The sequence below is a fragment of the Bartonella chomelii genome, assembly GCF_014138465.1.
In the GTDB taxonomy this organism is placed as follows: Bacteria; Pseudomonadota; Alphaproteobacteria; order Rhizobiales; family Rhizobiaceae; genus Bartonella; species Bartonella schoenbuchensis.
Genome location: NZ_JACJIR010000002.1, coordinates 129,777 through 151,438 on the forward strand (window position 1 = coordinate 129,777; position 21,662 = coordinate 151,438).

Annotated in this window: 17 protein-coding genes; 5 read left to right on the top strand and 12 right to left on the bottom strand. The window is 40.6% G+C overall.

What is annotated here, in order from left to right:
* Positions 1–328: 328 nt before the first annotated feature.
* Together lptE and leuS are read right to left on the bottom strand one after the other, a co-directional pair.
* Complete coding sequence (gene lptE, locus GGR10_RS02995) at positions 329–952, bottom strand: LPS assembly lipoprotein LptE (RefSeq protein WP_182479846.1); 624 nt, start codon at positions 950–952, stop codon at positions 329–331.
* The gene (gene leuS, locus GGR10_RS03000) at positions 939–3,563 is read right to left on the bottom strand and encodes a leucine--tRNA ligase (protein WP_182479848.1); all 2,625 of its coding nucleotides are present in this window, start codon (positions 3,561–3,563) and stop codon (positions 939–941) included. Before leuS ends, lptE begins: the two co-directional genes overlap by 14 nt.
* 150 nt (positions 3,564–3,713) lie before the next feature.
* Here leuS and GGR10_RS03005 point away from each other — a divergent pair, with 150 nt between their 5' ends.
* From GGR10_RS03005 to GGR10_RS03020, 4 genes are all read left to right on the top strand, one after another.
* Entirely contained in the window at positions 3,714–4,394 is a 681-nt protein-coding gene (locus GGR10_RS03005) for a YggS family pyridoxal phosphate-dependent enzyme (RefSeq protein WP_182479849.1), read from the top strand.
* A gap of 206 nt (positions 4,395–4,600) precedes the next feature.
* The gene (gene ftsE / locus GGR10_RS03010) at positions 4,601–5,260 is read left to right on the top strand and encodes a cell division ATP-binding protein FtsE (protein ID WP_010704374.1); all 660 of its coding nucleotides are present in this window, start codon (positions 4,601–4,603) and stop codon (positions 5,258–5,260) included.
* On the top strand, positions 5,253–6,227 hold the full coding sequence (locus GGR10_RS03015) for a cell division protein FtsX (RefSeq protein WP_182479851.1): 975 nt from the start codon (positions 5,253–5,255) through the stop codon (positions 6,225–6,227). Before ftsE ends, GGR10_RS03015 begins: the two co-directional genes overlap by 8 nt.
* Before the next feature lie 4 nt (positions 6,228–6,231).
* Positions 6,232–6,909: a YdcF family protein gene (locus tag GGR10_RS03020; RefSeq protein WP_182479853.1), complete on the top strand. Its 678-nt coding sequence runs from the start codon at positions 6,232–6,234 to the stop codon at positions 6,907–6,909.
* A gap of 537 nt (positions 6,910–7,446) precedes the next feature.
* On the opposite strand, the gene GGR10_RS03025 is transcribed toward GGR10_RS03020, so the two are convergent.
* From GGR10_RS03025 to GGR10_RS03050, 6 genes are all read right to left on the bottom strand, one after another.
* Positions 7,447–9,429 (bottom strand): MacB family efflux pump subunit, encoded by a 1,983-nt coding sequence (locus GGR10_RS03025; RefSeq protein WP_182479855.1) that lies wholly within the window; start codon positions 9,427–9,429, stop codon positions 7,447–7,449.
* Between the two features lie 3 nt (positions 9,430–9,432).
* On the bottom strand, positions 9,433–10,641 hold the full coding sequence (locus GGR10_RS03030) for an efflux RND transporter periplasmic adaptor subunit (protein WP_182479857.1): 1,209 nt from the start codon (positions 10,639–10,641) through the stop codon (positions 9,433–9,435).
* A gap of 43 nt (positions 10,642–10,684) precedes the next feature.
* The gene (locus tag GGR10_RS03035; protein ID WP_182479859.1) at positions 10,685–12,139 is read right to left on the bottom strand and encodes an efflux transporter outer membrane subunit; all 1,455 of its coding nucleotides are present in this window, start codon (positions 12,137–12,139) and stop codon (positions 10,685–10,687) included.
* Positions 12,140–12,196: 57 nt separating this feature from the next.
* Positions 12,197–13,012, bottom strand: coding sequence for an exodeoxyribonuclease III (locus tag GGR10_RS03040; protein ID WP_182480077.1), 816 nt, complete (start codon positions 13,010–13,012; stop codon positions 12,197–12,199).
* Positions 13,012–13,647 carry a LolA family protein gene (locus tag GGR10_RS03045; RefSeq protein WP_182480078.1) on the bottom strand — a complete coding sequence of 212 codons (636 nt, stop codon included), beginning with the start codon at positions 13,645–13,647 and terminating at the stop codon, positions 13,012–13,014. Before GGR10_RS03045 ends, GGR10_RS03040 begins: the two co-directional genes overlap by 1 nt.
* A gap of 148 nt (positions 13,648–13,795) precedes the next feature.
* On the bottom strand, positions 13,796–16,282 hold the full coding sequence (locus tag GGR10_RS03050) for an FtsK/SpoIIIE family DNA translocase (protein WP_182479861.1): 2,487 nt from the start codon (positions 16,280–16,282) through the stop codon (positions 13,796–13,798).
* 232 nt (positions 16,283–16,514) lie between these two features.
* Between GGR10_RS03050 and GGR10_RS03055 the strand changes: the two genes are divergently transcribed.
* Positions 16,515–17,747 carry a ubiquinone biosynthesis hydroxylase gene (locus GGR10_RS03055; protein ID WP_182480079.1) on the top strand — a complete coding sequence of 411 codons (1,233 nt, stop codon included), beginning with the start codon at positions 16,515–16,517 and terminating at the stop codon, positions 17,745–17,747.
* A 306-nt stretch (positions 17,748–18,053) separates the two neighbouring features.
* Here GGR10_RS03055 and GGR10_RS03060 read toward each other — a convergent pair whose 3' ends face one another.
* Genes GGR10_RS03060 through sdhC form a run of 4 tightly spaced genes read right to left on the bottom strand, consistent with a single transcriptional unit; the run spans position 18,054 to position 21,504 of the window.
* Entirely contained in the window at positions 18,054–18,833 is a 780-nt protein-coding gene (locus GGR10_RS03060) for a succinate dehydrogenase iron-sulfur subunit (protein WP_010704384.1), read from the bottom strand.
* Between the two features lie 14 nt (positions 18,834–18,847).
* Complete coding sequence (sdhA, locus tag GGR10_RS03065) at positions 18,848–20,692, bottom strand: succinate dehydrogenase flavoprotein subunit (protein ID WP_182479863.1); 1,845 nt, start codon at positions 20,690–20,692, stop codon at positions 18,848–18,850.
* Between the two features lie 5 nt (positions 20,693–20,697).
* Entirely contained in the window at positions 20,698–21,084 is a 387-nt protein-coding gene (gene sdhD / locus GGR10_RS03070; protein WP_182479865.1) for a succinate dehydrogenase, hydrophobic membrane anchor protein, read from the bottom strand.
* 18 nt (positions 21,085–21,102) lie between these two features.
* Positions 21,103–21,504, bottom strand: coding sequence for a succinate dehydrogenase, cytochrome b556 subunit (gene sdhC / locus GGR10_RS03075; protein ID WP_078690223.1), 402 nt, complete (start codon positions 21,502–21,504; stop codon positions 21,103–21,105).
* Between the last annotated feature and the right edge of the window lie 158 nt (positions 21,505–21,662).

Below are 21,662 nucleotides of genomic sequence, written 5' to 3' on the forward strand. Positions count from 1 at the left end.
CAGAACATTCAATAATTATACAATCAATGCTTAGAAGCTGCTTTTATGAAATTTGCATCACACAAGATAAATAATACAAAACTCAAACCCTCCCCATTTGCACTATCTTTAACATTATTCATCCTGTCAAAAAGGCCACATTAAACAGTGCAGACGTAAAGCCTTTTTGTCAGAAATAATCTTATGTTCAAAATATCTTGTAATTGATAAACACCTTATCATTGATAAAAAAATGACAAATATTTCCAATCAATTGGTATTTTGACACCTCCTTTGTGCAAAAACCAACCAAACTTTCATTATGAATAAACTATTGCATAAAAAGCACTTAAAGTTTTACCAAGTCTTTTGAAAGTAACATAAAAATTTGCTCAGCCAACTCTTCAGCTACACGCTTTTGTGCATTTTCTTCAGCTTGCACTGTCGCATATTCTTGACGAAGCCGGTCAAAAGATGCACTCATAGCGCCTTTACCTTTAGCAACAACAACATTATTCATATCTCTTAATATATAAGAAGCCCTGCTTATCACTGTCCCAACAGAAGAACGCCCCATTCCATCTGGATCTTCATAAATTTCTACTTGCACAGATGTGTGCGTAGCAGCTGATGTGTGTAGTGATAATTGATAAACCGGAACTGAAGGTTTGCTTCCATTCCCATACATAAGAAACAATAAATGATTGCGAACCATCTGACCAAAACGATCTGAAGGTTCTTCAACAATAACTGTAGCAAATTTTGCAGCAAGATCTGAAGAAACCGCTTTTGAATGCTTCCCATGCAAGGCAGCACCACCCACTTGTGACGACGCCACCTGCACCCCCATTTGTGATCCCACCTGTTCCCCCCCTTGAACCTTTTGACGATAAAGAGGCTCGACACGACACCCATAAAGAAACATGAACAAACAGGTAAAACCAGCAAAAAATGCCCACTTAAATAACGACATTGATAATCCTTTGTGGAACAATAATAACTTTCTTCACCGGCTTTTCTACCAACTGCGCTTTAACACATTCAAGAGCCAAAACTGCCTCTTCAATTTCCTCTTTATTGGCTGTCACACAAAGGGTGATATCACCGCGTTTTTTACCATTAATCTGCACCGGCAAAGTAATAAACTCTTCAACTGTCAATGCAGGGTCAAAAACAGGCCAAGAAAGTTCACAAATGAGTGTTTTTCCCCCAAAAGCAGCATGACATTCTTCTGCCAAATGTGGCATTATAGGTGCAATCATTGCAAAGAAAAAATCCATTGCTTGGCGCAAAGCAGACTTCATCTCATCATCAATATTTTCCACTTTATTTAAAAATGGCGTCATCGTATTTAATAATTCATAAAGGCGTGCAACTGCCCGATTAAAGGCAAGTTTTTCTAAATCATCCTCCACAGCACAAAGCGTGCGATGTGCTGCCTTTGAAAGCTCCAAAGCTTCACCATGACGGCCTGTGCGCGGTTCAACTTCCTTTAAAACTGAAGCACTCAAAGCCACACAGCGCCAAATGCGTTGCACAAAGCGATGGGCTCCTTCAATTCCTGCTTCTGTCCAAATGACATCACGCTCAGGAGGAGAATCAGACAACATAAACCAGCGCACCGTATCTGCCCCGTAAGAAGCAATAATATCATCAGGATCAATGATATTCTTTTTTGATTTCGACATTTTTTCAATTGAACCAATCGTCACATGACTTTGATCAGTCAATTTATAAGCCTGGCGTTTCCCGTCTTTTTCAACAATGGAAACTTCTGCTGGTGCAACCCACCCTTGTTCATCACGGTAGGTTTCATGAACAACCATGCCTTGCGTAAACAACCCTTCAAAGGGCTCATCCACACTAACATGGCCAGAAATCTTCATCGCACGCATAAAAAAACGTGCATATAAAAGATGTAAAATCGCATGTTCAATACCACCAATATACTGTTGAACAGGCAACCACTGTGCCGTTTCTTTCTGGTCTGTTGGTTCTTGTGCTTGAGGCGCGATAAAACGCGCATAATACCAAGAAGAATCCACAAATGTATCCATTGTATCGGTTTCGCGCTTTGCCAACTGCCCGCAAGAAGGGCAAGTGACTTCTTGCCACTTTTCATGGCGTGTAAGAGGGTTGCCAGGCTTATCAAAAGTCACATCATCAGGCAAAACAACTGGCAAATCAGTGCGTGCTACAGGAACCACTCCGCAAGTAGCACAATGAACCATAGGTATCGGGCACCCCCAATAACGTTGACGCGAAATTCCCCAATCACGCAATCGAAACTGCACAGTTCTTTTCCCTTGAGGTTGACCATTTAAGATCTGTTCTTCAAGGCGTTTAGCAACCGCTTCAAAAGCCTCCCTCACCGTAAGACCATTCAAAAAGTCTGAATTAATCATCACGCCTTCACCACTGTAAGCCGTTTTGGAAATCATAAAATCCTCGGCATCAGCATCTTTTGGCAAAACCACCGCTCGTACGGGAAGATCATATTTACGCGCAAAATCTAAATCCCTTTGATCATGAGCAGGACACCCAAAAATAGCACCTGTTCCATAATCCATGAATACAAAATTAGCCACATAGATAGGAATACGCACCCTTGCATCAAATGGATGAACAGCTAAAAGCTTTGTGCGAAATCCTTGTTTTTCAGCTGTTTCAAGTGCTGCAGTTGTTGTACTACCACACCGACAATTCTCAATAAAAGCAGCAAGTTCTTTGTCTTGTTGTGCTAGTGTGTGCGCAATCGGGTGATCTATAGAAAGAGCCAAAAAAGACGCTCCAAATAAAGTATCCGGACGGGTTGAATAACAAACAACCTCATCAAATTCTTGGCATATATCATCAGCAACATTTGTCTTATCTAAAGCCCAGCTAATTAAGAGGCCTTGTGACTTACCAATCCAGTTTTTTTGCATAATGCGGACTTTTTCTGGCCATTTATCAAGCCTTTCAAGCCCTGCCAATAAATCCTCACTAAAGTCACTGATTTTGAAAAACCACTGCGTCAATTCTCGCTGTTCAACCAAAGCACCAGAACGCCAGCCTCTTCCATCAACAACCTGCTCATTGGCTAAAACTGTGTGGTCAACAGGGTCCCAATTTACCTTGGCCACTTTGCGTGCAATCAGTCCCTTTTCATAAAAGTCAAGAAAGATCATCTGTTGACGATGATAATATTCCACATCGCACGTTGCAAACTCACGCGACCAATCTAAAGAAAGCCCCAATTGCTTTAATTGCCCACGCATCACGGCAATATTTTGATAGGTCCAAACTTTTGGATGCACCTTATTTTGCATGGCAGCATTTTCAGCTGGCATACCAAAAGCATCCCACCCCATGGGATGGAGCACATTAAACCCTTTGGCACGTTTATAACGTGCAACAACATCTCCCATAGTATAATTGCGCACATGCCCCATATGAATGCGCCCTGAAGGATAGGGAAACATCTCTAAAACGTAATATTTTTCACGTCCATCATCATGAGAGGTTTGAAAAATTTGTCTCTCATCCCAAACCGCTTGCCATTGTTGTTCACGTGCACGTGGATTATAGCGCTCAATTGTCATTCCCATTATACTCTTTACAAAATTGAACCAAAAAGCTTTGTAAATGCTTCACCATGGATTAAAGCTATCGTCAACCTCTTCAATAGAAATTTTAAAAGCTTTTATAAACAATGATTCAAAACTTTAAACAAAAAACAGGAACAACAAAACATGAGCACACTCAATACCTCCCCCATTGAGGCGTGGAAAAACCTTCAACAAGACATTGCTGCAACATGTAAAGACTATCACCGCTCATTAGAAAGTGTTGAGCTAATTGCTGTTTCAAAAACTGTTGCTGCACAACAAATTGTTCCACTATTACAAGCAGGTCAACGACTCTTTGCCGAAAACCGTGTACAAGAAGCAGCACAAAAATGGCCTCGCCTACAAGAGCAATTTGAAGCCATAAAACTTCACCTTATCGGCCCTTTACAATCCAATAAAGTAGCAGAAGCTGTCAAAATTTTTGATGTTATTCAAACGGTTGACCGCGAAAAAATAGCCCAAAAATTATCCGAAGAAATGAACAAACAAAAAAAATATCTTCCCTGTTATGTTCAAGTCAATATCGGATTAGAACCACAAAAAAGTGGCATTGCACCACAAGAAGTGGCTGATTTTGTAACCCAATGCAAAAATCAACATGGGCTTGATATTATAGGCCTTATGGCAATTCCACCAGTTGAAGAAAATCCTGGCCCCTATTTTGCTCTTTTAGCTAAACTTGCAAAAAAAGCCGGTGTTTCAAAATTGTCTATGGGCATGTCAAATGACTTTAAAACCGCTCTTCAATTTGGTGCCAATGTCCTTCGTATTGGCACAGCTTTGTTTGGACAACGTCCACTCTAAACACCCTTTTACTTAAAATTATATACCCCTTTTTCCAAAAGGTGGCTCATATATCCACTTTCAAATCACCAATCAATTAAAAAGAATGACAAAGGGAACATTAAAGAACAAAGAACATTGAGTGTAAAAACTGAAAAAACTTGAAACTACTATAAAAAAAGTCAATGATAATGACTTAAATTCAAAAGCAAAAGTGGTAACTCAGAGTGATTCGTTTTGAAAATGTCGGTTTGCGCTATGGGATGGGGTCTGAAATCCTCCATGACATAAGCTTTCACATTCCGCATGGATCATTTCAGTTTTTAACTGGGGCATCGGGCGCAGGTAAAACATCCTTAATGCGTCTCATGTTTCTAGCCCTCAGACCAACGCGTGGTCATATTGATCTGTTTGGAAGTGATACAGCCTTACTTAAACGACAAGAGCTTCCTGCTTTAAGACGACGCATTGGTGTCGTCTTTCAAGATTTTCGCTTACTTGACCATATGACAACTTATGAAAATGTTGCATTACCTTTACGCATTAAAGGGCAAGAAGAAGCAACATATCGCAGTGAAGTGGAAGATCTCTTGCAGTGGGTTGGTCTTGGAAACCATATTCACGCTTTACCACCTGTTCTTTCAGGTGGAGAAAAGCAAAGAGTAGCAATTGCACGCGCTCTTATTGATCAGCCTGAAATTCTTCTTGCTGATGAACCCACAGGAAATGTTGATCCGCCTTTAGCAAAACGCCTCTTGCGCTTATTTATTGAATTAAACCGTTTTGGAACAGCTGTTGTCATTGCCACCCATGATGTCACATTGATGGAACAAGTCGCAGCACGACGTATGATTCTTCATAATGGACGGATGACAATTTATGACTAAGTCTTTCCCCATTTCTCACATTCAAAAATCAATTTTTATACGCAATAAAACAACTAAAACTGCTATTATTCCTAGTGACAATATTTCCGGACAAGCTTTGGTTGTTGTGATTGCTATTATGACATTTCTTGCAAGCTTAACATTAAGCAGTGTTGATTTAGTGCACCGGGCTGCTCACAATTGGAGTACTCAAATTAGCCATGAAGCAACAATTCACATACAGCCTGTTGAAAATGTCGATATTGAGCAAGCTCTGCGCAATGCAGTGCAATTAGTCACCACATTTCACGGTGTGAAGGAAGCCAAAATTGTTGATCAAACAGCCACTGAAAAATTGCTTGAGCCATGGCTTGGAGAAGGCTTAACTTTAAGCAAATTACCCATTCCCCGGCTCATTATTGTTACTTTAAACAAGGATGAAAAAACCGACTTTCACGCCATCAGCCAAGCTATAAAAACACATATCCCAGGTGGCCAATTTGATGATCATCGCTTCTGGGTCAATCGTTTTGCAACAATGGCACAAACAACTGTTTTTATCGGCTTTTCAATTTTAGCACTGGTTTTAAGCTCGCTTATGCTCACAATTATCTTTGCAACACGCAACGCTTTGGCAGAAAATTCTCATGTTATCAATGTCTTATATTTTCTGGGGACTGAAACCCATTTCATTGCCAAACAATTTGATTGGCATTTTTTCAAAACAGCACTGCGTGGTGCATTGTATGGTGGTGTGACAAGCGCACTTGTCTTTAGCGCTTTTTTCTTCTGGATAAACAATAACCTTGGCACAGCACAAAGCAGTCAAATCACCGCCTTGTTTGGGCATTTTTCGATAAATCTCACCACTTATTGGAAAATTCTTGGCCTTATTCTTTTTGTGTCCCTTCTCACCACACTAACAAGCCGGATTACCATTTTAGCACAACTTAAAAAAATTGATCACCACGAAAACGGTTTATTTTAGCGTCATGCTCCACAATTCACCTCATCCTCAATTATCACCACGCAATAATCAGCAAAAATGTTGCATTGCAAAATCCACCACAAGTGCCTTACGGTTTTATAAACGCTTTTCACGCTATGTGCCATTAACAGTCCTTGCTCTTTTCATTACAATTTTACTCATTGGTGCTACATTTGTTACTTTCTCGGAAAAAATTGAGCACTTAACCCCTCCAAATCCCTTACCAAAAGCAGATGCAATCATCGTCCTTACAGGTGGAGAAAACCGAATAAAAACAGGGTTTGATCTCTTGCAAAAAGGGCTTGGCTCTCGACTATTAATCAGTGGAGTCAACTCAACAATTGACCTTAATAAACTGATTGACGCCACATATATCAATCCGCATCTTTTGGTTTCTCGTGTTGATTTTGGATATGAAGCAACAAATACCAAAGGCAATGCTGAAGAAAGCGCTGCCTGGATCAAACAACACAACTATAAGACAGTTTATATTGTCACGCATGATTATCATATGGTGCGCTCTTTGCTCGAACTTAAATATTTAATGCCCCATATAGATTTCATTGCATATCCCATTAAAGAGAATACTACAGGCAGTTGGATCAAACAAATCAATCAAATGCGCATTCTTGTTTCCGAATATATCAAAAATATAGGAGTATACATCAGAACCGCATTTTAACCCTCACACACCACTTCACTTGATTTTACTTGTCATAAATTTTCTTCATTAAAACATTTAAGCTCTTATTTTTATCACCCTCAGGTCACACAAAACTCCCCTTCTTATACTCCATTACACCTTTGTGCTATAAGCACAGTTTCATATCTTGATTTTTTTAACAAACATTAAAACGTCCTCCCATCTTCCCTCTCATTAAAGCCCATTCAAAGGCTCTCATAAGGCTATCCCATATAGGCGCCCCATGCCCTTTACGCACAATCGTATTTTCCTGTTTATGAATCTTGCAAAATGCAAGAACCCTTTTCAAATTTTAAAGTCAATTAAATACGCAAAAATAATGAGCATTCAACTATAACAACTATTAACTTAAATCCCATTGTCTCTTGATCATATACAAAAAGTCAAATTATAAACTCAAACGCAACATCATCAGCTTTATGTTCATTAAAACACACCCATCAACGCTGTTGCACACTTATTCAACGCTACTGCACGCTTATTACGGCAATTATAATTCTTCTTTAAATTGATCCCTCAATCACGTGCCAGAGCAATCACAGGATCAAGCTGTGAAGCCTTGCGTGCTGGAAAAAAACCAAAACACACTCCAATAAAGGCTGAAAAAACAAAGGCTATAACGATTGAATTTATCGTATAAACCAATTGAATAGGTAGAGAAAACAGCGAAAACAAGCTGCCAACAGAAAGCCCTAAAAGAATTCCAAAACTCCCACCAATTGCACACATCAAAACTGCTTCGATCAGAAATTGCTGTAAAATATCACTTTGACGTGCACCAACTGCCATGCGCACCCCAATCTCACTGATCCGCTCAGAAACAGTCACAAGCATAATATTCATCACCCCAATGCCCCCCACAATCAGTGAAATTGCTGCAATTGAAGTCACTAAAAGCGTTAAAATCTGTGTACTCTGCATAAGACGTTGACGAAACGATTCTGAATTTCTAATGAAAAAATCTTCCTGACCATGGCGCGTAATTAAAAAACGCCGAACCTCAGCTTCTGCTAACTTTGAATCGACATCATCAGCAATTTTCACAGTAATTGCACGAACAATTGTGGTTCCAAGAAAACGGGTTTGCACCGCAGTATAAGGCAAATAAACCTGGAGTGTATTTGACGCACCTGCCTCATTGTTTGAAGCCACAACACCAATAATACGTGCAGGCACCTTACCCACACGCACCACTTTCCCAACAGGGCTTTCATGACTATGCGGAAAAAGAGAAGCAATGGCCTCCTTTTCAATCACCAAATCAACTGCTCGATCATGCACACTTTGTCGATTAAACAATTGTCCTTCAACAACGCTAAACCCGTGTGTCTGAAAAAATTGTTCTCCTACACCAGCAACCACAGCATTGGCTTCAATCCCCCCATAATAAACTGTCGAGCTCACTGAAATCTGAGGTGTTACACCATCAACATAAGGTAGCCCCGATAATGCTTGCGCATCATCTTCAACTAAACTTGTTATCTTGTCTGCTAATGGATCAGAAAAACTCTTACCCGGTAAAATTGTTAATATATTTGTGCCCAAACTCTTAAAATTTTCAAGAATTTTCTTTTGAGTCCCATTACCCAAAGACACCATCGCAATAACTGATGCAATGCCGATAATCACCCCAAGCATTGTTAAAAAAGTTCGCATCCGGTGTGCATTCATCGCAAACAAAGCCATAGTAAATGCTTCATAGAAACGATCCATAAAAGAACGAAAAACCCCAAGCTGTTGATGATCTTTTAAATCTTGCCTTTCATGAAGAGGCTCAATATCAACCTTAACCTTTTTAACTTTCGACACATTATCGGAAATAATTTCCCCATCACTGATCTCAATAATGCGCTGCGCTTTTTGAGCTACATCCATATCATGGGTTACAATAACAATGGTGCGCCCTTCTTGATGAAGCTCGTCTAAAATACGTAAAACTTCTTGCCCACTGTGTTTATCTAGTGCACCTGTTGGTTCATCTGCAAGAATAACATCAGCATCATTCATCAAGGCACGAGCAATTGATACACGTTGCTGTTGACCGCCTGAAAGTTGATTGGGGCGGTGGTTCATACGTTCACCCATCCCTAAGCGTGTTAAAAGGCTTTGTGCACGCTTTCTTCGTATTGCCGATGCACATCGTGCATAAACGGCTGGCATTTCAACATTCCCAAGAGCTGTTAATTCATGCAACAAATGATAACGCTGAAAAATAAATCCAAAATGGTTGCGCCGTAAAGCCGACAAGTCATCTGCTGAAAGTGAAGCAATCTCTTTTCCTGAAACCCAATAACGTCCCCCACTTGGTCGATCAAGGCAACCTAAAATATTCATCAACGTGGATTTTCCTGAACCAGAAGCCCCTACAATGGCCACCATTTCACCACGTTTAATGGTTAAATTAATATTTTTTAAAATAGGAACCAATGTTTCCCCTGCACGAAATTCGCGCGTGATATTTTCCAAGACAAGGACAGCATCTGTCTGCTTTGTTTCCATGTTTTAGATCTCGTCTTCACTTTGCCAATCGGTATCTTCTAATATCAATCCACCGTTTGAGCCGGTAATCACTACATCACCCTCATTTAATCCTGAAACAACCTCAGCCATCACTTTATTATTGAGCCCAATAGTCACCTGTTTTGCAACCACCCTATTTTTACCAACCAAAAGCCGAACCCACGCTTTATGATCTTTTGTCTCATCATGTAAAGCATCGCTTGGCACCAACAATACATTATGAGCACGACCTAAGATAATATGGACTTGAGCGGTCATATAAGTGCGCAAAAAATTGTCTTTATTGTCAACATGCACAAGCCCATTATAATAGATAGCTGATGATGCCAAAGCACTGCTCCCTCCAGACATCTCAGGGTGAATACTAATATCATTACGAATAGCTTCAGGTGCAGGCTCTATCGTTTCTAATATCCCATTATAACGGCGCTGTGAATCACCAAAAATCGTGAAATAAAGGGCTTGTCCAGCGTGAACTTTCAAAATATCAGCTTCTGAAATTTGCGCTTTCACTGTCATTTTTGACAAATCCCCTAAAATAACAATTGTTGGCACTGACTGAACTGCATTAACATTTTGTCCCTCTTCAACAACCGTTGCTAAAACCGTACCTGATGAAGGCGCTGTTATCCGCGTATAGCTTAAATTAACCTCTGCACTTTTAACATCAATTTGTGCCTGCACAATTTGTTCTCGAAGCTGAGCAATTTGAGCTTCACGTATTTTTACTTGTATTAGAGCATTATCAAAGTTAGCACGTGAAACTGCATGTGCTTTGACCATCTCTTTTTGACGTGCCAAATTTTTCTGCGCTAAAGTAAGGTTAGCTTCTTGCTCAACTAAACTGGCATAATAATGAGATAAAACAGCTTTTTTCCTTTTCAGATCATTTTCCTGATCTGTGAGATCAATCTCTGCCAATAAATCTCCTTCTTTCACAACACTACCAGGAGAAACATGCATTGCAATAACACGCCCTGTCGCGCGTGCACCAACAGCAACAAGCCGATAAGGGCGCACAATACCAGAAGCTAAAACACTTTCTTCAATATCACCACGTTTCACCACCGCTGTGATATAAGCCTGGGTGGAGTTTCCAAAAAAAAGAGCACGGATAAACCCTAAAAACACGACAAGAAAAGCCACAATGCATAAAATAAGCTTTTTGCGTTTCATGTTGTATTTCATCATAATTAAACTTTTTCTCCCTCATTTACTCTCAAGCGTAAACCCGTCACTCATCCACTATTTCCGGGCGTGAAACATCAACCACACCATCCCAACCACCACCTAATGCTTTCATCAAAGCAATATACTGTAAAGCCACATTAACATAGCTATTTTTAAGCGCCATTTGCGCAGAATAATATGAACGACGCGCATCTAAAAACTCAAAGAAACTAATATCCCCATTCTCAAAAAGGAGCTGGGAAAGCTTTAATGAACGCAAAGCAGCCGTATTTGCAACCGTCAGCTTTTCTAAACGCTGATGTTCCTTATAAAGTCTCACCAGTGCATTTTCTACATCTTCTAAAGCACCAAGCACCTCTGCTCGGTAAGTAATAAACGCTTGATCACGTTGTGCACGCGCCACTTCAACCGATGCAGCTCTCTGCCCCCCATCAAAAAAAGGAAATTGAAGACCAGGCCCAAAAGACCACCCAATGGTTGAACTTTCTCCCAAATGGCCAATCTGTGTTGCCATTGTTGAAATACGACCCGTTAAGGTGAGCGATGGGTAACGCTCTGCCTCACGCTGGCCAATGCGTGCTGTAGCTTGTGCATATTGGCGCTCTGCACGCCGTAAATCTGGACGCGTTAACAAAATATCAGCTGGAATTCCTGCAGGTATCGGCCATTGTGGTTGTGGAATTGCCCCTTCTTTTTTAGCACTCTTTTGTAAAAAAGCCTCCAAAGCCGTAGGAACACGACCAGTCAACACAGAAAGACGATGAATACTCATCGCTAAACTAGCTTCCATTTGGAATATATCAGCCTCTGTGTTAGCCATTTGTGCTTGCGCATTTAAAAAATCAAGTTCTGAAGCTTCACCAGCAGCCAATTTGGTACGCATAAGTTCAAAAGTTTTACGCTGTGACACAACAATTTGGCGTGCAATCAACAATTTTTGTTGCCAACCACGCATTTCAACATAATTTGTTGCCACATCTCCCAACAATGTTACCATTGTCGCTCGCATATCTTCTACAGCACTATCAAGACCATAACGGGCTGCCTCAACCGCTCGCTTATGACCTCCAAAAAGATCAAGCTCCCAGCTGGCATCAAAACCACCACGATATTGACTTAAAGATACATCAGGCTGTTCAGAAAAACGATTGCCTGAAATTGAACCAGAAACACTTGGTGCAAGATATCCTGCTGTTTGCCCCACACTGGCACGCGCTTCACGAACGCGTGCTTTTGCAACAGCAACGTTATTATTGCCAGATATCGCATCATCGATTAGCTCATTTAAAACAGGATCATTAAAACGCCGCCACCATCCCGCAAGTGCAACTGAGTGGTCAGATATTTGAGCAGATTTTCTCCCCCAAACTGCTGGAACACTGAAAGATGTCTTATGATAATCAGGGCCAACAGCACATCCTGACAACATCAAAAATACACAAAGGAAACTATAGTAAAGATTCTTTGAAGCAATCCACTTTAAAGTACTCATCCGCATCCACCCTCCTTGCGTGGTCTTCAAATCAACCTAGCTATGTTTCTTCAAGCATTTATTTCAAACTTCACGTGAAAAATCAAATACTGTCTGTACTGGAACGTGATCGGAAGGTTGAGGTTCCCCCCGTGCAGCACGGAAAATCGAAAGATCATCCATAAAAGGTGCTAAATCTGGTGAAGACCAAATATGATCAAGCCGTCGCCCACGGTCAGAAAGAGCAAAATCGCGTGCCCGATAACTCCACCAGGTATAAAGCTTAGCAGGAACTGGAAATTTAATGCGCATCAAATCAATCCATCCCCCTTCACGGCATAATGCTTGTAAACGCTCGGTTTCAACAGGCGTATGACTGACAACATTCAATAATTTCTTATGAGACCACACATCATCTTCCAAAGGAGCAATATTCAAATCGCCCAGTAAAAGAGAAGATAAACCATCGCCTTGATCCGCTCGGATAGAAGACATTTCCTCTAAAAAATCAAGCTTATGACGAAATTTTTCATTCACACTAATATCAGGCTCATCACCCCCAGCAGGAACATAAAAATTATGTATCCGAATCGTCCTACCACAGGGCTGAACAACCACTGAAAGATAACGGCATTCTTCTTTTTGACAAAAAAAACGCTTTTCAACATCCAACAAAGGCAAACGTGAAACAACCGCCACACCGTGGTAAGATTTTTGACCACTTAGTGCAATATGCTCATAACCTGCCGCTTGAAAAGGCTCACGTGGGAATAAATGATCTGGGCATTTAGTTTCTTGTAAACACAAAATATCTGGCGCAAAGAAATCCAAATATTGAAGGACTTGCGCAAGGCGTAAACGAATAGAATTAATATTCCAAGTAGCAATACGAAAAAACATCAATTTCCATTCCGATTGCGCGATATTGCAATATTTTTATAAGGAATCGTAAACATTCCATCAGCAAACCGAATCCCCGTGCGCACGTTCATAATTTGAACCGTTGTTTCCAAATTCTGCTGATCAACAATCGTCCATTGGCGCAAACTATAGTCTTTAGAATCAAAAATCATTCTTATCTGCCCTTTGCCAATGCTCTTATCATGCAAAACAATCGTTATCGCCCCAGGATCTTCACGAAGCGCTAATAAATTCTTCGATGATATATTAATTTTATCATCCAATAGAAATTTCATCGGTGTTTGAGAAAGTTGATAAAGGTTCCAAGTATTAAGCGCACGATTGTTCACGCCCACCATTTTACCATCTGCTATAATCTGCAAAGGCACCCCTTTATAACCAAAACGAATCCTACCAGGACGCTCTAAATAAAATGTTCCTTCACTCATTTTGCCCTTTGGGCTAAACTGAATAAAATCCCCTGTCATCGTTTTAATTTCGGAAAAATGATTAGCAATAGCCTGAGCCCGCGCTACCTGACGAGATGACTGCGCAAAAGAAGGCACAGCCAACAGCACACAAATAATAAAACCAAAAACAATAAATGCTCTTCTTGATGATAAATAATATGTCATCACAGACAACGCTCCTAATCGCTTAAAGCAACATATACTCATTTGAAAATATAAGAAGCAAACTTCAAAATATAAGTATCAAACAGGCCTTTAACTCGTAAATATTCATTAAAGTATTGTTTAAAAAATTCATTTAAAGGCTTTTATTTTAGCACGGCTCTTCTTCAGCAGGTACTAAAATTTCTCGTTTTCCCGCATGATTAGCAGAGCTAATAATTCCTTCTTCTTCCATTCGCTCAATCAGTGAAGCAGCACGATTATATCCAATCCCTAAACGACGCTGAATATAAGAAGTTGAAACCCTACGATCACGCAAAACAACTGCAACAGCTTGACTATAAGGATCATTTTGCGCAGGAGTGACAAGAGAAACATCAACGCCATGATCTGCCGTTTCTTGTGTAACAGCCTCTAAATAATCAGGCTGCGCTTGAGCTTTCAGATGAGCAACAACCTGTTCAACTTCATTATCAGCAACAAAAGGACCATGAACACGCTGAATACGCCCCCCTCCCATCATAAAAAGCATATCCCCTTGCCCTAGCAATTGTTCAGCTCCTTGTTCACCAAGAATTGTCCGACTATCAATCTTTGAACTAACAGAAAAAGAAATACGTGTAGGAAAATTAGCTTTAATCGTACCCGTAATAACATCCACCGAAGGACGCTGCGTGGCCATAATCACATGAATACCAGCAGCACGCGCCATTTGTGCTAAACGTTGAACTGCTCCTTCAATATCTTTCCCCGCAACAAGCATTAAATCTGCCATTTCATCAATAATAACAACAATATAGGGCATAGGATTTAAATCGAGAGTTTCTGATTCATAAAGGGGCTCACCAGTCGTGCGATCAAATCCCACTTGGACCGTTCGTGTCAATGTCTCGCCCTGACTTTGTGCCTCTTTTAAACGCGCATTAAACCCATCAATATTACGAACGCCAACTTTTGACATTTTACTATAGCGCTCTTCCATTTCACGAACAGCCCACTTAAGAGCAATCACTGCTTTTTTAGGATCTGTTACCACCGGCGTTAATAAATGCGGAATACCGTCATAAATCGAAAGTTCAAGCATCTTAGGATCGATCATAATTAAACGACATTGCTCAGGTGTCATACGATAAAGAAGTGACAAAATCATTGTATTAATAGCAACAGATTTACCCGACCCAGTGGTACCTGCTACCAAAAGATGCGGCATCTTTGCCAAATCTGCAATCACCGTTTCACCACCTATTGTTTTGCCCAAAGCAAGCGCTAAGTTTGCTTTGTTGTGGACAAATTCTTGAGCTTGCAAAATTTCCCGCAAATAAACCGTCTCACGCGTTGCATTGGGCAACTCTATTCCAATCACATTGCGCCCTGGAACAACAGCAACACGTGCTGAAATTGCACGCATTGAACGAGCAATATCATCAGCCAATCCAATAACACGTGAAGATTTAATACCAGCTGCTGGTTCAAATTCATATAAAGTCACAACTGGCCCAGGGCGTGCATTAATCATTTTACCCTTAACACCAAAATCTAATAAGATTGTCTCAAGTTCACGAGAATTTTCTTTTAAAGCAGTAGGAGACAATCTCGCATCTTTCTCAGCCGGTGGAAAAACAGAAAGATAATCCAAAAGCGGAAGCGTAAAACCATTTTTAAAAACAACTTTTGACGGCTTGAAAACACGGCCCTTGGAGGACGAAACAGATTCTTTATGGGGGCAAGACTCCTGCTTTCCTTCTTCTTCAAATAAAACCGGCTCAACCCGACCAAATACATTTTCTTCCCCCTCAGGGAGCCAACTTTGTTGCTCAGAAAGATCATCTCGTTTCTTAGAATTCTTGCTCCATGAAAAAAGGCGCCCCAAACGTGCTTGTAAAAAATAAAGAAAATGCAAAACTGCTCCAAAAACTGTAACAAAAAAACCAAGCAGCACTTCATAGATAGAGTGATGAGCCTCTTCCACATCATCACTGACTGAATCTGTTACTTTAACCTTTTTGTTTTTTTGTTTCTTTTTGTCATCATTCTTGCAACGCCACGCCACATTGCCAGCAAAAGCAGCTATCACAAAACCTAAAGGAGCAAGACAAACACCTATAAAAGCAATTTGTAAGGAAGAAAAAGAAGCAAAAAAGGAAGGAAAGAATAAATAAGCAGTATTTAAAATTTTATCACCCACAACGCCTCCAAAACCAATCGGCAATGGCCAACGCGTAAAAGAGGCAAAATGTGTCAACAAAGCAAAAACAGCTGAAAAATAAATCGCTGATACCCCCCACAAAAAAAGACGAAATATAAAATTACGAATATCTTTTTGTGCCAACAATAAAAGTGACCAAAAAAACGGGGGTAATAAAATGCACAAACTCGCCAAACCAAAAAACTGTATAGCAAAATCTGAAAAAATCGCACCAGGCCACCCCATAAGATTTGTAACCTCATGAGCATTGGCATAAGTCAATGATGGGTCTACAACATTCCATGTTGCTAAAGCTAAAACACAAAAAATAATAAGACCCAAAAGCCCAAGCCCAATGAAGGCACCAATCTGACGCAAAAATAAATTCACAAGACGTGGACTTTGATAATCAAGCCTTTCTGATAAATGATCAGAAGACAAATCTTGGCGCATCAATCAATTCCAAATATAAAACTTTTCATAAAAAACTGGTTGCACAGCTTATAGTTAAAAACATTACAGCTTATAGTTTTAAAATATTAATGCCATTTTAACCATTCTTATTACAACAATTTACAACAATTTCTTAATTAAGACTGTAAAAATAATTTTCAAAAAGGGTATTATTTTCATTTAAGAGCTAATAAACTACACAAAAGTAGAAAGAAATGTAGTGTCTTTTAATATGAATCAAAATATAAAACAATGTGATCTCCTCATCGCAGGGGGAGCAATTGTTGGTTTAACACTTGCGCTAGCACTCAAACAAGCCGCACCTGAGTTGAAAATAAACATTGTCGATGCCCCTCCTCAAGAGAATACCCCTAGTAAAAAAAGACAAGCGCTAGCTATTTCCGCTGCTTCTATTCGTATGTTAAAGCAATTGCAATGCTGGGAACATATCAAGCCTCATGCTCAACCTATTCATTCAATGCTCATTACTGATGCACGCGTTAATGATCCTTTCAAACCAACCCTTTTAACCTTTGAAGGAGATATCACCCCTGGCGAGCCCTTTGCCGCTATGATTGAAAATAAAGAGCTTACTGCTGCTTTAAAAAAACGTGTAAAAGAACTGAATATCCCTTTCATCAAAACTGCACGTGTTGTTGATTTTCACCAAGAAGACCACCACACAACTGTTACCTTGAGCAATAAAGAAATTTGGCAAACACAATTGCTGATCGCAGCCGATGGAACACGTTCCAAACTACGCGAGAAAGCAAACCTTAAAAACTTTGTGCACCCTTATAAACAAACAGCAATCATATGCACTATCGAACATAAAAAACCCCATCATGGTCAAGCAATTCAACATTTTTTGCCTGCCGGGCCTTTTGCTCTTTTGCCCCTTAAAGGCAATCGATCAGCCATTGTATGGAATGAAGACCATCAAACCGCTCAATATTACCTTAAAGCTGATCCTCTTATTTTTGAAACAGAACTCGAAAAACGTATTGGTCACCGATTTGGAAAACTAACTTGGGATGGCGAACGCCAAGGATTTCCCTTAGCCCTTTCGCTAGCATATTCTTGCATTAAACCCCGTTTTGCTCTTGTGGGAGATGCTGCCCACACAATTCACCCCATTGCAGGTCAAGGTCTTAACTTAGGGCTTCGTGACAGTGCAGCTTTGGCTGAAGTTATCATTAAAACAGCACGGTTAGGTCTTGATATTGGGTCAATCATCGCTCTTGAGCGCTATCAAAATTGGCGACGTTTCGAAACCGTGCGTATGGCCTTGAGTAATGACTGGATCAACAAGCTCTTTTCTAACGATACCCTATTTTTAAGAGTACTGCGTGATATTGGTCTTGGACTTGTTAATCAGAGGCCAAAAATAAAAAAATATTTCATTCAAGAAGCTTCCGGCCTTACCCCAAATGTCCCACGCCTTTTACGTGGACTCCCGCTCTAAATGAACCACAGCACCCCCTCCTCCCCTTTTTAAAAACAGTAAAAGCCCTTATTTACACAACCACACCTATCGTATTGTTCACGAACACAAGTGCGTTTCAAGAGCACAACACATCTCAAAAACACAAGTATAATTTCAAGGTGCTAATAGATTCTAAGATGCACAATACAAAAGAAAAGCAAGTACACAGTAAAAAAATTCAATAACTCCACCTTCCAAAGCACACAAAAAAAAGACAGGGGCACATATGCCCCCGCTTCCTCCTATTGTTTTTGTTGCTAGCTAATTTCTAAGCTAACAAATTTTTTAAAGACGGCGTTCAACCATAAGTTTTTTAATCTCAGCAATCGCTTTAGCCGGATTTAAACCCTTTGGGCAAGTTTGCGTACAATTCATAATCGTATGGCATCGATAAAGCCGGAAAGGATCCTCCAAATTATCAAGACGCTCCCCACTCATTTCATCGCGCGAATCAGCAATCCAACGATAAGCCTGAAGCAAAACAGCAGGCCCTAAATAACGATCACCATTCCACCAATAACTTGGACACGATGTTTGACAACACGCACAAAGAATACACTCATAAAGACCATCAATTTTTTGACGATCAGAATAGCTTTGCAACCATTCTTTTGCAGGCTCAGGTGAAACAGTTTGCAACCAAGGCTCAATAGCACGATGCTGCGCATAAAAACGCTTCAAATCAGGAACAAGATCTTTAACAACCGGCATAGAAGGAAGAGGATACACCTTGATGGGATGTTTCACATCATCCATCCCTTTAGTACAAGCCAGCGTATTGACCCCATCAATATTCATCGCACATGAACCACAAATACCCTCACGACACGACCGACGAAGCGCCAAAGTTGGATCAATATGATTCTTAATAAACAAAAGACCATCAAGAATCATCGGACCACATGCTGAACGATCTACATAATAAGTATCAAGACGAGGATTATCCCCATCATCAGGTGACCAACGATAAATGTGAAATTCTGTCAGCTGTGTCGCACCTTCAGGTTTAGGCCAAATCTTTCCAGCCTTTACACGAGAATTTTTGGGAAGCCTAATTTGAACCATGACTCATTCTCCCCTTAGTAAACACGTTTTTTAGGCACAATGCGTTTTAAGTCTATACCGCCATCTGCCTCAGATGTTAATGGATCCACGTGAACAGGCCGATAGGATAATGTCACTTTCCCATCTTTTGACAAATGCGAAAGTGTATGGCAACGCCAATTTTTGTCGTCACGCTCTGGATAATCTTCACGTGCATGCGCCCCACGGCTTTCTAAACGCGCAGCCGCAGAATGAACTGTCGTAATCGCATTTGCCATCAAATTCTCAAGCTCTAATGTTTCAACCAAATCAGAATTCCAAATCAACGAATGATCTGTCACTTTAAGATCAGAAAGTTCATTCCAGAGTTTACTTACACGCTGACATCCTTGCTCTAAAGAATCTGCCGTACGGAACACTGCAGCATCTTCCTGCATAGTCCGCTGCATTTTTTCACGCAACACCGCCGTTGGTGTATGCCCTTGAGCAAAACGCAAACGATCAAAACGTGCCATAATTTCATCAACAGCTGTTTCATTAATCGCCGGAATCTCTGCATTGCGGTCAATTACTTTTCCTGCACGAATTGCAGCCGCACGCCCAAATACCACAAGATCAATCAATGAATTAGAACCCAAACGGTTGGCACCATGAACAGATGCACACCCTGCCTCACCCACAGCCATCAACCCAGGTTGAACACAATCAGGCGAATCACTTGTTGGGTTTAAAACTTCCCCATAGTAATTGGTAGGAATACCGCCCATATTATAATGGACTGTTGGTAAAACCGGGATAGGATCTTTTGTCACATCAACACCTGCAAAAATTCGTGCTGATTCAGAAATCCCCGGTAAACGTTCATGCAATATAGCAGGATCAATATGATTGAGAACCAAATGAATATGGTCCTTCTTGGCACCAACCCCACGCCCTTCACGAATTTCAAGCGTAATACAACGTGAAACCAAATCACGTGAAGCCAAATCTTTAAAAGAAGGCGCATAACGCTCCATAAAACGCTCACCTTCAGAATTGATCAAATAACCACCTTCTCCACGCGCCCCTTCTGTGATTAAACAGCCAGAACCATAAATACCCGTGGGGTGAAATTGAACAAACTCCATATCCTGAAGTGGCAACCCAGCACGTGCAATCATTCCACCGCCATCACCTGTACATGTATGGGCTGATGTAGCAGAAAAATAAGCACGTCCATAACCACCTGTTGCCAAAACAACCATTTTAGCAGAAAAACGGTGAATTGTACCGTCATCTAAATTCCACGCCACAACACCTGTACACACACCATCGGTCATGATCAAATCAAGCGCAAAATATTCAATAAAAAATTGCGCATTATGCTTTAAGCTTTGCCCATAAAGCGCGTGCAAAATAGCATGCCCAGTACGATCAGCCGCCGCACAAGTACGTTGAACTGGCGGACCTTCCCCAAACTGCGTCGTATGCCCACCAAAAGGCCGTTGATAAATTTTACCCTCTTGTGTACGCGAAAAAGGAACCCCGTAATGCTCTAATTCATAAACAGCAGCAGGAGCATTGCGCACCAAATATTCCATCGCATCAGTGTCGCCAAGCCAATCAGAGCCTTTCACTGTATCATACAAATGCCACTGCCAATTGTCAGGCCCCATATTTGCAAGAGACGCCGCAATACCGCCTTGTGCTGCAACTGTATGTGAACGAGTGGGAAAAACCTTTGTAATACATGCTGTCCTCAACCCCTGTTCAGCCATGCCAAGGGTTGCACGCAAACCTGAACCGCCAGCGCCAATAACAACAACATCAAATTTATGATCTACATAATGATAAGGAGCATGACCCGCTTTAGGGCCCAAAGACGATACTGTAGCCACCATGTTGGTTAAACTCCCAATACGATTTTTAAAAGAGCAAAAATAATGCAACCACCCAAAACACAACAAAATAAGGTGTTTAATACTAAAAATAATATCCGCAAATTTCCATGTGGAATATAATCTTCAATAACAACTTGCATTCCAAGTTTCATATAATAAAGGCTTGAAAAAGTCATCAACCCCATTAAAACCGCCACAATAGGATGCGAAAGTCGCGCATAAATAACATCATACCCCTCCCCCACAAGCGAAATGACAAGAACAATAAAAAATATCCAAAGCAGCACACTGGTAAAACCTGTCAGATTTTCTAACCAAAAATGCCCTGTTCCCTCATGCGCACTTCCAAAACCGCGCACTTTCCCAAACTCTGTTCGAAAATCTTTTTTCATATCTTTCTCCATCCCCTATCAAGACAACCCATATCCAATAACCCAAATTGCGCATGTCACAATAAGGGTAATAAACACAGTTGCCCAAGCAGTCGCAGTTGCTTTTTCTTTTGCTAAAAGACAAGGCTTCATATTCCAAACAAGATGGCGAATACAGCCAACCATATGATGAACCCCAGCAAGCGTAAAAAGAAATAACACACACAACCCCGGGAAAGATCCATAAATCCCATTAACCGTTTTAAACGTATCACTCCCGCAAGCGATTGCCCCCAACCAAATGGCAAAACATATCATTCCAAAATAAAGCGCTACACCAGTGATACGGTGTGCAATCGACATCGCCATAGTAATCGACCAACGATAAATACTCAAATGGGGAGAATAAGGGCGATCTTTTATCCTAGATGTCTCTATCATAAAAACTCTGACCTGACTTTCATTGCAACTTTATCGCAAACGAGAAAACTCATAATAAACGATCAAGTACATTCCAATTTTGATACCTAAAGGCGCACATTACAGGTCGGTTATCTCAAATAACGGATTAAAGGTCGCGCATAAAAAAAACCGATTAG